The 12,436-nt window shown below is 63.8% G+C and carries 11 protein-coding genes, 2 tRNA genes and 1 riboswitch; of the genes, 6 read left to right on the forward strand and 7 right to left on the reverse strand.

The genetic code is table 11. The annotated features are described in order from the left end of the window. Positions 1-22 precede the first annotated feature (22 nt). On the reverse strand, positions 23-2,326 hold the full coding sequence (opgB, locus tag ACJ8OK_RS02165) for a phosphatidylglycerol--membrane-oligosaccharide glycerophosphotransferase (protein ID WP_060559868.1): 2,304 nt from the start codon (positions 2,324-2,326) through the stop codon (positions 23-25). Positions 2,327-2,612: 286 nt separating this feature from the next. Between opgB and ACJ8OK_RS02170 the strand changes: the two genes are divergently transcribed. Continuing rightward, a complete protein-coding gene (locus ACJ8OK_RS02170) occupies positions 2,613-3,353 on the forward strand; it encodes a transporter substrate-binding domain-containing protein (protein WP_085336738.1) in 741 nt (246 codons plus the stop codon). Here ACJ8OK_RS02170 and ACJ8OK_RS02175 read toward each other — a convergent pair whose 3' ends face one another. The 4 genes from ACJ8OK_RS02175 to ACJ8OK_RS02190 are packed head-to-tail and all read right to left on the reverse strand — an operon-like array spanning position 3,354 to position 6,509. Then, positions 3,354-4,289 carry an ABC transporter substrate-binding protein gene (locus ACJ8OK_RS02175; protein ID WP_306403614.1) on the reverse strand — a complete coding sequence of 312 codons (936 nt, stop codon included), beginning with the start codon at positions 4,287-4,289 and terminating at the stop codon, positions 3,354-3,356. Between the two features lie 35 nt (positions 4,290-4,324). Then, positions 4,325-5,092, reverse strand: a complete 768-nt coding sequence (locus tag ACJ8OK_RS02180) for an ABC transporter permease (protein WP_442530361.1) — start codon at positions 5,090-5,092, stop codon at positions 4,325-4,327. Continuing rightward, complete coding sequence (locus ACJ8OK_RS02185; RefSeq protein ID WP_033632644.1) at positions 5,089-5,829, reverse strand: ABC transporter ATP-binding protein; 741 nt, start codon at positions 5,827-5,829, stop codon at positions 5,089-5,091. The genes ACJ8OK_RS02180 and ACJ8OK_RS02185 overlap by 4 nt, the downstream gene beginning before the upstream one ends. Continuing rightward, a complete protein-coding gene (locus ACJ8OK_RS02190; RefSeq protein WP_442530362.1) occupies positions 5,826-6,509 on the reverse strand; it encodes a TenA family protein in 684 nt (227 codons plus the stop codon). Before ACJ8OK_RS02190 ends, ACJ8OK_RS02185 begins: the two co-directional genes overlap by 4 nt. Before the next feature lie 62 nt (positions 6,510-6,571). Next, positions 6,572-6,674: riboswitch (TPP riboswitch) on the reverse strand. A gap of 150 nt (positions 6,675-6,824) precedes the next feature. Here ACJ8OK_RS02190 and ACJ8OK_RS02195 point away from each other — a divergent pair. From ACJ8OK_RS02195 to gap, 4 genes are all read left to right on the forward strand, one after another. Beyond that, positions 6,825-7,847, forward strand: coding sequence for an LLM class flavin-dependent oxidoreductase (locus ACJ8OK_RS02195; RefSeq protein WP_015378399.1), 1,023 nt, complete (start codon positions 6,825-6,827; stop codon positions 7,845-7,847). A gap of 13 nt (positions 7,848-7,860) precedes the next feature. Further along, positions 7,861-8,595, forward strand: coding sequence for an SDR family NAD(P)-dependent oxidoreductase (locus ACJ8OK_RS02200; protein WP_099982555.1), 735 nt, complete (start codon positions 7,861-7,863; stop codon positions 8,593-8,595). 126 nt (positions 8,596-8,721) lie between these two features. Continuing rightward, the gene (locus ACJ8OK_RS02205; protein ID WP_235363667.1) at positions 8,722-9,696 is read left to right on the forward strand and encodes a GlxA family transcriptional regulator; all 975 of its coding nucleotides are present in this window, start codon (positions 8,722-8,724) and stop codon (positions 9,694-9,696) included. Between the two features lie 78 nt (positions 9,697-9,774). Next, positions 9,775-10,785 carry a type I glyceraldehyde-3-phosphate dehydrogenase gene (gene gap / locus ACJ8OK_RS02210; RefSeq protein ID WP_033632647.1) on the forward strand — a complete coding sequence of 337 codons (1,011 nt, stop codon included), beginning with the start codon at positions 9,775-9,777 and terminating at the stop codon, positions 10,783-10,785. Between the two features lie 54 nt (positions 10,786-10,839). Here the strand turns inward: gap and ACJ8OK_RS02215 are convergent. Next, positions 10,840-10,915 (reverse strand) — tRNA-Asn (locus ACJ8OK_RS02215). Positions 10,916-11,014: 99 nt separating this feature from the next. Next, the gene (mtfA, locus tag ACJ8OK_RS02220) at positions 11,015-11,815 is read right to left on the reverse strand and encodes a DgsA anti-repressor MtfA (RefSeq protein WP_004935401.1); all 801 of its coding nucleotides are present in this window, start codon (positions 11,813-11,815) and stop codon (positions 11,015-11,017) included. Positions 11,816-11,907: 92 nt separating this feature from the next. Here mtfA and ACJ8OK_RS02225 point away from each other — a divergent pair. After that, a tRNA-Ser gene (locus tag ACJ8OK_RS02225) sits at positions 11,908-11,997 on the forward strand. Positions 11,998-12,436: the final 439 nt, after the last annotated feature.

Below are 12,436 nucleotides of genomic sequence, written 5' to 3' on the forward strand. Positions count from 1 at the left end.
CGCGCCCGTGAAGGCGGGGGGATCAGGAGGCGGGAGCGGCCGCTTCGACCTTCAGCGACACCAGGCCGATGCCCAGCTTCTTCGGCGTGAAGCCGCCGCTGGCGCTCTCTTTGGGCTCGGTCGGCGCCGGCGGAGTAATGCTGATCTTCTGCGCGCCGCGCGGGTTGTCGAAGCGCAGGGTGACGGTGCTGTCCTGTTCACCGAGCGACACGAAGCGCTCTTCGTCGCCGACGCGCACCGAAATCGGTTCGCCGACGTTGTTGCCGTAGGCGCGGGCGCGCAGCACCAGATCGAAGCGCTTCGGCAGCGGATCGACGTAATCGATGTCGACCGCCGGCGCCAGATTGGCGTCGGACCAGCGGCCCCATTCCTCGACGGCGGAGACGCCGGTGATGGCTTTCACCTGTTCCGGCATGCCGGGCAGCATGAACTCGATGGCGTCCGCCCGGTATTTCACCGCCGCGTCGTCCACCTGCAGGCGGGCGACGGCGTTTTGATAATCGGCGACGCTGTCCGCCGCCGGGCCGGTGAAGTTCACCTTGCCGTTGAAGCGTTCGCCGCTGGCCTGCGCGATCTGCGGCGGCGAGGCCAGGGTGCCCGAGGCCACGCAGATGTCGGTGCTCAGCGCCAGCTGCGGCGCCCAGACCCGGCCGATCTCGTAGCATTTATCGACCCAGACGAATTTCTCCCCCGCCCCCAGCCCGGCCAGCTGCTTGCGCAGCGGGGTGGAGAGGTAGACGTTGAACATCGGTTCGATGCGGTTATCGCCCACCCGCAGGATGAACGGCACCTTGTAGGTGACGCCGGAGAAGCTGAAGCTGCGTTGGCGCGTATCCACGCTGTAGTCGCTGATGCGGTTCGGCAGGCCCCACTGATTGATCACCGCCGGTTTCCAGCCGTTGATCTTCTCTTCGATATTCAGGAACACCGTAGACAGCGACGGCGCCGACAGGCTGCTGCGGCCAAGGCCGATGTAGTTGTCGCCGCCCATCACGTCCAGCACCGTGGCGCCGTTGTCCAGCGTGCTGCGTTTCTCGTTGCGCTGTTCCGCCAGCGGCCGGGTGCCGTCGATGATGAAGAACAGGTTGCGGCGCTTCTGTTTGGTCAGGATATCGTAGGCGGTGTTGTTCATCGCCAGATGATCGGAGGACACCACGATCACGGTATTGCTGAAATAGGGCGAGCGTTTGATCTTGTCGATCAGCGCGGCGATGTGTTGCTGGCTGCAGGCTACCGCGCTCAGCGAGCGGTTTTCCTTGTTCTGCCAGGCGTAGCTTTTCTTGCTGCAGCCGGCGGAGATAAAGCCGTCCGGGTGATGGGTATCGACGGTCAGGGTGAACAGCGAGAACGGTTGGCGCTGTTTGGACAGCTCGACGAACTTGCCGTACACCACGTCCAGCACGCTGTCGTCGTACCAGCCCCAGTCGTTTTTGTAGCTCGGATCGGCGACCTGATCGCGCAGCTCTTTGAAGCCGTAAACGTGGTCGAAGCCGTGGGATTTCAGGAAGGTGTCTTTACCGGCGAACGCCAGCTCGGCGCCCTGATAGAAATAGTTGCTGTAGCCGGCGGCCTTCAGCACGTCGCCCAGGCAGACGTTCTCCGGGTAGAAGGTGGAGACCGCGCTGGAGGCGTTGCCGTCGAAGGGCGCGAACAGCGGAATGCCGCACTGCGAGGCGACCATGCCGGCGATGGTGTAGCCGGTGCCCGGCAATTGCTGGGTATTGCTGAAATCGATGCTGTCCGTGCGCAGGGCGTTCAGCTCGTCGGCCAGGCCGGGAAACAGCTCGGTATCGAAGTAGGTGCGCTCCAGGCTCTCGGCATAGATGTACACCAGGTTCGGCCGCTTGCCCTGCACGGTCTTTTTCGGCGCCTTGTAGTAGGTGGTGAAATCGGCGGTATCGCCGACGATCTGGCTCTTGACCAGCAGCGAGATGTCCTGAAACGCCGGGGTGGTGCCGACAGAAAACAGCGCCAGCAGTACGGCGACGATGCTGTAGGCCACGCTGCTGCCTTTGGCCTTGCGGCGCAGCAGGCTGCGGGCCAGCACCGCGAAGATAAGCCCCAACGCCGCCAGCAGGCCGATGAACGGCAGCACGTATTTGCTGATGCCCGCGCCTTTGAGGCTGCTGGTGACGGTGTAGATCACCGCATCGGTGATGCCGTCGCCGGTGAAGTAGTTGCTGGCGATCAGGATGACGTTCAGCACCAGATAGCTGCCGAGCAGCGTCAGCAGAATGGCGAACCACCAGCGGTTGGCGGCGGCCCGGGTGCGATAAATCAAAATCGACGCCAAAAAGAGAACAAACGAAACGACTGCTAAAACCATCCGCCAAACCTTGTCTGATTGAAATAAAACCGTTGCTGCCCTGGTTTGCGCCGCCGAGCGTGCCGCGGCGCGAAAAGTGAAGGGTATAGCCTATTGCCGGCGGCGGAACAACGCGCGATCTCCCGCTACGGCCGACGAGCGGCGGCTATTGTACATTTTTATGACAATAGTGTGACGTTAATCACACCGACGGCGGCCGCGGCGGCGAAAGCTTGCTGGTCGGAGGTTTCGCTCTACGCTTAATGAGCGCCGCGACGGTGCGCCCATCAGCCATTCAGGAGGAAGTATGCAGACAATCCCCGCAGCGGTACTCGACGATCTGGCCCCGCAAGGCGTGTTGCGCGCGGCGATCAACTACGGCAATCCGGTGCTGGCGCAGGCCGGGGCTGATGGCAAACCGCAAGGCGCTTCGGTGGAGCTGGCCGCCGCGCTGGCTCGCGAACTGGGCGTGGCGCTGGAGCTGGTGACCTATGACGCGGCCGGCAAGGTGTTCGCCGATCTGGACAGCGGCGCCTGGAACCTGGCGTTTATGGCCATCGAGCCGGTGCGCGCGGCGCAGATCGCCTTCAGCGAACCCTACGTGATCATCGAGGGGACTTACCTGGTGGCGAACGACGCGCCTTACTCTGAGGTGGCGCAGCTCGACCGGCCGGAGGTGCGCATCGCGGTCGGGCAGGGGGCGGCGTACGATCTGTTTTTATCGCGCACTCTGCAGCAGGCGCAATTAGTGCGGGCGGCAACCTCCGCCGAGGCGATCGCGCTGTTTTTCGAACGGGGGCTGGAGGCGGCGGCCGGCGTGCGTCAACCGCTGTTGGCCGCCGCGGCCGCCCGTCCCGGCTACCGAGTGCTGGACGGACATTTTACCGCCATCCGCCAGGCGATGGCGGTGCCGCGGCAAAACACGCAGGGCGCCGCCTACGTGAACGCGTTTATCGAACGCTGCAAGGCCAATGGGCTGGTGAAGGCGGCCCTGCAGCGCAGCGGCCAGGGCGAGGTGACGGTGGCACCGCCGGCCGCCTCGGCGTGATCAGTTCAGCTCCACCGCGTACTGGTCTACCGGGGTGATTTTCTTGATCAACTTGTTGTCGAACAGGAATTGCTCGTAAGCCTCATAGCGGGCCCGATCCAGCTTGGCCGGATCGCGCGCGAACAGCGGCAGGCTGGCTTGCCACGCCTGTTTGTTCAGCTCGGTATTCAGCTCCGGGTGCGCCTTGGCGAACGCCAACCAGGTGTCCTGCGGGTGCGCGTGCAGGTAGTCGCTGCCTTGCTTCAGCGCGGCGAGGAACCTGCGGATTTTCGGCTCGTTCACCGCATTGCGGTTGGCGACGATGATCAGCTCGTCGTAGGCCGGCACGCCGTAGTCTTCGACGTTGAACACCACCGGTTCTTTACCCTGCAGCTTGAGCTCCAGCGCTTCGATGTTGCGGTAGCCGCCGATCACCGCATCGACCTGGCCCGCCAGCAGGGCGCTGGTCAGCTGGAAGTTGACGTTGATAAGCTTGATGCCCTGCGGCTTGAGGTGCTCGTGTTCGACCATGGTGGCCAGCGTCGCCTGTTCGATGCCGCTGACCGAGTAACCCACCGTTTTGCCCTTGAGATCCGCCGGCGAGGTGATGTTTTTATCCAGCGCGATCACCGTATTCAGCGGCGTGTTGATCAGCGTGCCGACGCGCATCAGCGGCAGGCCCTGATCGGCGAAGAAGTGCAGCTGCGGCTGATAGGTGATGGCGAGGTCGGCCTGTTTGGCGGCCACCAGCCGCGGCGGCAGCGCCGGATCGGACGGCGGCACGATCTTGACGTCCAGCCCTGCGGCCTTGAAGGCGCCGATCTGCTCGGCCACCATAATCGGCGCGTGATCCGGGTTGATGTACCAGTCGAGCACCAGCGTCAGCTTGTCGGCCGCGCCGGCCTGGCCGGTGATGGCGGCGCCGAGCAGCAGCCCGCAGACGGTTTGTTTGATCATGGTCGTTCCTTTATCCCTGGTTATGGTTGCAATCATCAGTCGTTTTCCGGCGCCCAGGCGATCAGGCGCCGCAGCAGCGCATCCACCGCGGCCCACAGCAGCACGGTCATCAGCACCAAAATAAACAGTGCGGCGAAGCAGACGTCGGTCTGCATGCGCGCATTGGCGTTCAGCATCACATAGCCCAGCCCTTCGGCCGAGCCGACCCATTCGCCGATGATGGCGCCGATCGGCGCGACGGCGGCGGCCATGCGCAGGCCGGAGCCGAAGGCCGGCAGCGCCGCCATCAGCCGCACGTGCCGCAGCTGCGCCCAGCGCGAAGCGCGCATCGTGCGCGCCAGATCGAGATAGTCGTTGTTGACCCGGCGCAGCCCGTCGAAAAAGGCCGACACCACCGGGAAGAAGATCACCAGCACCGCCATCGCCACCTTGGCGCTCATGCCGAAGCCGAACCACAGCACCAGCAGCGGGGCCAGGGCGAACACCGGTATCGCCTGGCTGGTGAGCACCAGCGGCATCAGCCAGCGCTGCAGGCGCGGCGAGAAAATCATGCACAGCGCCAGCGCCGTGCCGAGCAACACGCCCAGAACCAGCCCGCTGACGATTTCCGAAGCGGTGACCAGCGTGTGCCAGGCGAGATAGCCGCGCCCGTCCCACAGCGCCTGCGCCACTGCGCCCGGCGTGGGCAGCAGAAAGGCCGGGATGCCGCTTTGCGCCGCCAGCCACCACAGCAGCAGCAGGCCGACGAATACCGTCAGCCCGCGCCGCAGGCGGGTGAGTCCACGCTCTTGGGCACTATTCATTGCGCGGCCCTCACCAGCTGCTGCAGCAGCTCGGCCTGGCTTTTCAGCAGGTCGGCGTCATCCGGCGCGCGCGGCGGTAGCCCGCTGATGCGGTGAGTATCGTCGAGGCCCAGCGGCCAGGGCGACAGCACCAGCAGCCGGTGGCTCAGGCGGCAGGCTTCCATCGGATCGTGGGTGATCAACAGCACGGTATTTTGCGCCAGCAGCTCGGCGGCCAGGCTCTGGATCTCGGCGCGGGTAATGGCGTCCAGCGCGGAAAAGGGTTCGTCCATCAGCACGATCGGCTGGCGTTCGTAGAGCGTGCGGGCGATGGCGGCGCGCTGGCGCATGCCGCCGGACAGCGAGGCGGGCAGGCTGCGGCCATGCGCGGCCAGGCCCACGCGCTCCAGCAGGTGCGCCGCCCACGCCCGGTCCGGCGTTTCGCCGCGCAGTCGCGAACCGAGGGCGACGTTCTCTTCGATGGTCAGCCACGGGTAAAGCAGATCTTTTTGCCCCATGTAGGCGATGCGCCCGGCGATCGGCAGGCCGTCGCTGCCGGTCACCGAACCAGAGCTGGCCTGCGCCAGGCCGGCGATGATCTTCAGCAGGCTGGTTTTGCCGGCGCCGCTGGCGCCGAGCAGGGCGACGAAGCTGCCGCCGGCGATGTCGAAGCTCAGCCGGTCGAAGACGATATGCTGACCGAAACGCAGGCTGAGATCCCGCACCTGGATACCGGGCGGGAGAAGCGGGGAGGTCATGAGGCGTTCAGCCCCATCTGCCAAAATGCCGACTCCAGCTGGGTGGCGGTGGTGAAAATCTGCGCCAGCTCGGTGAAGCGATCCTGTGCGCCGCGCTGCTGACCAACGGTTTCCAGCAGCTCGATGGCGGCGCGTACGCCGGCCAGATAGCCCTCGTCGCCGTAGTTGCGGATCCAGGAGGCGTAAGGATTGCCCTCCATCTGGGTGGCGGGATCGTGCAGCAGCCGCAGGCCGATTTCGGCATAGCCGGCCACGCAGGGCAGCAGACCGGCCAACAGATCGAGGGCGTCGCCGGCATGGCCGATATCCAGCACGTAGCGGGTGTAGTTCATGGTCTCCGCCGCTTCCGGCTGGGCGGCGATCTGCGCTTCGCTCAACCCCCATTCGGCACAGTAGGCCACGTGCAGCGGCAGCTCGGTGACGATGCCGTTGAGCGAGGCGGTGGCGGCGCGCATCTCCGGCAGGGTGCGCAGCTTGCTGACCAGCAGCGCGTAGGCGCGGGCGAAGTGCAGCAGGAACAGATAGTCCTGGGTCAGGTAACGGCGAAAAGCGCGTTCAGGCAAGGTGCCGGCGGCCAGCTGCTGCAGAAACGGGTGATCGACGTAGTTCTGCCAGTGGCTGCCGGCATGGTGGCGCAACCGGCCGTAAAGACCGCTTTCGAACAGGGTGGTGATGGACATGGGACCTCCTTGAGTCAGTGGAGATCCGGGCACGCTGAGGTATGAACAGGCAACGGGTGATCGCGTTGTTGCCTAACCGTCCCTTCGCTGGCATGACCCAGATCAGGTTCAAAGGGTTCGGCTTGCACCATCTCAGCCCGTAACAGGACACCCCTCGGAGCTGCTTGTTATACGACATTTGTTTTTTGATTACAATCGCCGGGCGGCGCGGCGGCAATCGGTTCGTTTAGTGCGATCGGGGGCGATTTTGCTGGCGCAAGGCGCGCGGTTTTTGTCACTGTAGGCCGATGATTTTGCCTTTGAGGACGATGCCCGATGAAAAAGATTGGTTTTCTCTCGTTTGGCCACTGGACGCCTTCCGCCCAGTCCGGCACCCGTTCCGCAGCGGATGCGCTGCTGCAGTCCATCGATCTGGCGGTTGCCGCCGAAGATCTGGGGGCGGACGGCGCCTATTTTCGCGTGCACCACTTCGCGCGTCAGCTGGGATCGCCGTTCCCGCTGCTGGCCGCCATCGGCGCCAAAACCCAACGTATCGAGATCGGCACCGGCGTGATCGACATGCGTTATGAAAACCCGCTGTACATGGTGGAGGACGCCGGCGCGGCGGATCTGATCGCCGGCGGGCGGCTGCAGCTCGGCATCAGCCGCGGCTCGCCGGAGCAGGTGATCGACGGCTGGCGCTATTTCGGTTACGCCCCGGCCGAGGGCGAAACCGACGCGGACATGGCCCGCCGCCATACCGAAGTGTTCCTGGAAGCGCTGCGCGGCGAAGGGTTCGCCGAACCCAATCCGCAGCCGATGTTCCCCAATCCGCCCGGGCTGCTGCGGCCGGAGCCGTTTTCCGCCGGGCTGCGTGATCGCATCTGGTGGGGCGCCGGTTCGAACGCCACCGCCGTCTGGGCGGCGAAGCTGGGCATGAACCTGCAAAGCTCGACGCTCAAGAATGACGAGACCGGCGAACCCTTCCATATCCAGCAGGCCAAGCAGATCCGCGCCTATCGCGCCGCCTGGCAAGAGGCCGGCCATGCGCGCGAGCCGCGGGTTTCCGTGAGCCGCAGCATCTTTGCGCTGGTGGATCAGCGGGATCGCAACTACTTCGGCGGCAGCGGTAAGGAAGGCGATCAACTGGGGTATATCGATGCGCAAACCCGGGCGATCTTCGGCCGCAGCTATGCCGCCGAGCCGGACGCGCTGATCGAGCAGCTGGCGCAGGACGAGGCCATCGCTGAAGCGGATACGCTGCTGCTGACCGTGCCTAACCAGCTGGGCGTGGACTATAACGCCCACGTTATCGAATCGATTTTAACCCATGTCGCGCCGGCGCTCGGCTGGCGCTAAACGGAGGAGTGGCATGTCACGTATTTTCATTACCGGTTCGGTCGACGGGCTGGGCCGCGCCGCCGCGCAAACGCTGTTGGAGGAAGGGCATCAGGTGATCCTGCATGCGCGAGCCCCCGGCCGTCTGGAGGCGGTGCGCGATCTGCTGGATCAAGGCGCGCAGGCGGTGATTGGCGATCTGTCCGAGGTGCAGCAGATCCGGCAGGTCGCCGAGCAGGTGAATCGTCTTGGCCGCCCGAATGCGGTGATCCACAACGCCGGCATGTTCACCGGGCCGCAGGTGATGCCGGTGAACGTGATGGCGCCCTATCTGCTGACGGCCCTGATCGAACGCCCCGATCGCATCGTCTACCTGAGCAGCAGCATGCACTTTGACGGCGTAGCGGAACTGAACGGCGTGGACTGGCTTGGCGGCGCAGCCGGCTCCTATTCGGACAGCAAGCTGTTCGTCACCGCGCTGGCCGCCGCCGTGGCGCGCCTGTGGCCCGGCGTCATCAGCAGCGCGGTCGATCCCGGCTGGGTGCCAACCAAAATGGGCGGCGCGGATGCGCCCGACGATCTGGCGCTGGGACACGTGACGCAGGCGTGGCTGGTGAGCAGCGATGAGCCGCAGGCACTGATTTCCGGCGGCTATTGGCACCACCAGCAGCGGTTTGAACCTCACGCGGCGGTGCACGATGAGGCGTTTCAAACGGCGCTGCTGGCGCAATTGGCGCGCGCCGGCGGGGTGAACCTGCCGCAGACTTGATGGCCGTTCCTTCCTGGCCCGTCGGTGATTATCGGCGGGCTTTTTTTTACCCGCCGGGTGAACCGACGGGGCTTTTCTTATACAGTGGTTGCCTGGCCTGTTTTGATTGTTATTTATATTATTGCCATGCACTCATTCCTGATTATCGTCCCTGAAGGGGGCATGCTGTTCGAAGCGGCGGGCATCGCCGATATCCTGATGCAGGCCAATCGCCTGAGCCCTGCCGAGACGCCGCTGTATCAGATCGCGGTCGCCACCACGCAATCTCACCGGGTGGTGCACGGCCTGTCCGGGCTGAGCCTGTTGGCCGATCATCGCCTGGCGGATCTCGATCCGGCCCTGCCGCGCGATACCGTGATCGTCGCCGGCAAGGGGGCGACCGAAGAAGAGGGGGCCCTGGTCGCCGATTGGCTGCGCCGCGCGGCGCCGCAGGCGCGCCGTATCGCCTCGGTCTGCGGTGGCGCACTGCTGCTGGCCGAAGCCGGGTTGCTGGACGGGCGGCGGGCGACCACCCACTGGCGGCTGGCGGAAACGCTGCAGGCGCGCTTCCCGCGGGTGCAGGTCGAAAACGGCCCAATCTACGTGCAGGACGGGCCGATCTGGACCTCCGCCGGCGTCAGCTCCGGCTTCGATCTGACGCTGGCGCTGGTGGAGGACGACTACGGCTTCGTGCAGGCGCGCGAAGTGGCGCAGGATCTGGTGATGTTTCTGCGTCGCCCCGGCGGGCAAGCGCAGTTCAGCCGCTACCCGCTCAACCAGGCCAAATCGCCGGGGCCGATCCGTGACCTGCAATCCTGGATCCTGGAAAACCTCGCTGACGATCTCAGCGTCGATCGGTTGGCCGAGCGCGTGGCGATGAGCCCGCGCAACTTTACCCGGGTGTTCACCCGCGAGACGGGCATTTCTCCCGCCAAATTCGTTGAAGAGGGGCGGTTGCATACCGCCAGGCAGCGCCTCGAACAGAGCGCGGAAGGTATCGAGCAGATTGCCCTGGCCACCGGCTTCGGCAACGGCCTTAACCTGCGGCGGGTGTTTGAGCGCAAACTGCAGCTGACCCCGAGCGAATACCGCGAACGCTTTCATGCGCGCAATTTGGCGTAAATTGATTGGTAAACGTCATTTACGCCGCTTCTGGTCGGCGCTAGATTTTAGGCAAAGTCCACAAATGAGGAGTGCATCATGGTGAGAGTAGGCATTAACGGCTTCGGCAGGATCGGGCGCAACGTGCTGCGCGCGGCGCTGGGGCGCAGCGATTTTGAAGTGGTGGCGATCAACGATCTGACCGACAGCAAGACGCTGGCGCACCTGCTGAAATATGACACGCTTTCCGGCACGCTGGCGGCCAGGGTGGAAGCCGGCGACAACCAGCTGCTGCTGGACGGCCGGCCGATTCAGGTGTTTTCGCAGCGCGATCCCGCCGAAATCCCCTGGAGCAGCGTGGGCGTGGACGTGGTGATCGAAGCGACGGGCTTCTTTACCGATAAAGCCAAGGCGGAAGTGCACATCACGCACGGCGGCGCCAAACGGGTGATTATCTCGGCGCCGGCCAAGAATGACGACATCACGCTGGTGATGGGGGTTAACGATCACCTCTACGATCCGGCGCTGCATAAGGTGGTCAGCAACGGCAGCTGCACCACCAACGGGCTGGCGCCCGCCGCGCAGGTATTGCATCAGGCGTTCGGCATCGAATACGGCTTGATGAATACCACGCATGCCTATACCAACAGCCAGGCGCTGCACGATCAGCCGGAAAAAGATCTGCGCGGCGCGCGGGCGGCGGCGGAATCGATCGTGCCTTATTCCAGCGGCGCGGCCAAGGCGCTCGGCAAGGTGATCCCCGAACTGGACGGCCGCCTGACCGGTTATTCGCTGCGGGTGCCGGTGCCGGTGGTTTCCATCGTCGATCTGACGGTGACGCTGAAACGCCCGGCGACGGTGGAGGAGATCAACGCCGCTTTCCGCGCGGCGGCGGCGTCCGGCCCGCTGAAAGGGATCCTGGGGTACAGCGATGAACCGCTGGTGTCGAGCGACTATCGGGGCGATGCGCGTTCGTCGATCATCGACGGCCTGTCCACGCTGGTGATCGGCGGCAACCTGGTGAAAGTGCTCGCCTGGTATGACAACGAGTGGGGCTTCTCCAACCGCTTGGTCGATCTGGCGCTGCTGATGGAACAACGCGGGCTGTAAACGCCCAACAGCAAAAAGCCCGCTTAAGTTTCCTTAAGCGGGCTTCTCTAAATATGGCTCCTCTGACTGGACTCGAACCAGTGACATACGGATTAACAGTCCGCCGTTCTACCGACTGAACTACAGAGGAATCGTGTGAACGGGGCGCATCATATCCAGCGGCTCCGGGTGTGTCAACGCTAAATTGCCCCAGGCGGTGCGACTGCTCGGTATCTGAGCAATACGCCCGTCAATCCGCCCATTGCGCGTCGTTTTCCGCCTGGTCTCGCAGCAGGCGCGCCAGCGGATCCTGGCGGTAGAAGCGGCAAAAGTGCTGATAGAGCGCCGGGAAGCGTTCGGCCAGCAGTTCGGGAGCGCTGAAGAAATACTCCGACAGCACGGCGAAGCACTCGGCCGCATCGGTGGCGGCGTAGGCATCCATGCTGGCGGCCTCTTCGCCGACCATGTCGATCTCGTCTTGCAGGCTTTCCATCGCGGCGTGCAGATCATGTTCCCAGGCGGCCACCTCGCGCAGCGGGATCGGCGGCACGCCGGTGGCGACGCCGCCGTTGCGCATATCCAGTTTGTGCACCGCTTCGTGGATCACCAGATTGAAACCGGAGAGGTCGAAAGAGTCCTGCACGTCTTGCCAGTTGAGCACGATCGGCCCCTGTTCCCAGCTTTGGCCCGACTGCACCACCGGCCCCGAGTGCACCAGACCGATCTCGTCCTGCCATTCGTCTTCCACCACGAACGGGGTGGGGTAGAGCAGAATTTCGTTGAAGCCGTCGAGGCATTCCGCGCCCAGCTCCAGCACCGGCAAGGCGAACAGCAGGGCGATGCGCGCCTGCATTTGCGAGGTGAGCTGCAGCCCCTGCAGCGGCACGATGCGCTTTTGCTGCAATATTTGCCCGGCGACGGCCACCAGCCGCTGCCGCTCCTGCTCATTCAGCGGCGAGAGCAGCGGGATCGCCAGCGCGTCCTGCCACTGGGCCTCGATGTCTGCCTGGGATTGAGAGGGTTGAGTCGCTTTCCACGGCCATTTAATCATCAGGTTGCTCGTAAACTCATCACTTGAACGTTCAGCGGTATGCTAATGCTGTAAAAATGCCGCAAAAGCGGGCATGATAGCAAGCGTTGTCAGGAGAGATGCCGGAGCGGCTGAACGGACCAGTCTCGAAAACTGGAGTAGGGGCAACTCTACCGGGGGTTCAAATCCCCCTCTCTCCGCCACTTTACCCCGCGTTATTCCCCCATTGAATCAAAATCCTTTTCTTTCGCTAATGCTTGTAAACCGTTGGATATGAAACCGGTTTGCGTTGGCCGAGATCCTTTCCCGCATTATAACTCGTGCAATATCAACGAATAGCATTTTGCGATTATGTTCTTCATTTTGTGAGCCACGTTGCGCTTGAACCCGGTGCGGCGCTTGCGGCAAGCCCAGTGCTATGCATGCCAATCACGCTGAACGTGTGAAACCGTCACGGCGATAATGCCTGCCGGCAGGGGCGTGCACGGCCTGAGTCCGCTATCCCTTGAAAAGTTTGCCAGACTGACAACATGCCCAACGCCTCCAGGATAGAGTGTATTTACACGCGATTTTTTGCGCACTAATATGTGTGCACATGCACATAAATGATCAGTCTCCTGCCCGAAACGAGGGCTAAAGAAG

This window comes from Serratia sp. CY71090 (assembly GCF_052166845.1).
Taxonomy (GTDB): Bacteria; Pseudomonadota; Gammaproteobacteria; order Enterobacterales; family Enterobacteriaceae; genus Serratia; species Serratia nematodiphila.

Bases quoted from the DNA above. Each gene is read 5' to 3' on its own strand.
- opgB (WP_060559868.1), bottom strand. From the start codon at position 2,326: ATGGTTTTAGCAGTCGTTTCGTTTGTTCTCTTTTTGGCGTCGATTTTG.
- ACJ8OK_RS02170 (WP_085336738.1), top strand. From the start codon at position 2,613: ATGCAGACAATCCCCGCAGCGGTACTCGACGATCTGGCCCCGCAAGGC.
- ACJ8OK_RS02175 (WP_306403614.1), bottom strand. From the start codon at position 4,289: ATGATCAAACAAACCGTCTGCGGGCTGCTGCTCGGCGCCGCCATCACC.
- ACJ8OK_RS02180 (WP_442530361.1), bottom strand. From the start codon at position 5,092: ATGAATAGTGCCCAAGAGCGTGGACTCACCCGCCTGCGGCGCGGGCTG.
- ACJ8OK_RS02185 (WP_033632644.1), bottom strand. From the start codon at position 5,829: ATGACCTCCCCGCTTCTCCCGCCCGGTATCCAGGTGCGGGATCTCAGC.
- ACJ8OK_RS02190 (WP_442530362.1), bottom strand. From the start codon at position 6,509: ATGTCCATCACCACCCTGTTCGAAAGCGGTCTTTACGGCCGGTTGCGC.
- ACJ8OK_RS02195 (WP_015378399.1), top strand. From the start codon at position 6,825: ATGAAAAAGATTGGTTTTCTCTCGTTTGGCCACTGGACGCCTTCCGCC.
- ACJ8OK_RS02200 (WP_099982555.1), top strand. From the start codon at position 7,861: ATGTCACGTATTTTCATTACCGGTTCGGTCGACGGGCTGGGCCGCGCC.
- ACJ8OK_RS02205 (WP_235363667.1), top strand. From the start codon at position 8,722: ATGCACTCATTCCTGATTATCGTCCCTGAAGGGGGCATGCTGTTCGAA.
- gap (WP_033632647.1), top strand. From the start codon at position 9,775: ATGGTGAGAGTAGGCATTAACGGCTTCGGCAGGATCGGGCGCAACGTG.
- mtfA (WP_004935401.1), bottom strand. From the start codon at position 11,815: ATGATTAAATGGCCGTGGAAAGCGACTCAACCCTCTCAATCCCAGGCA.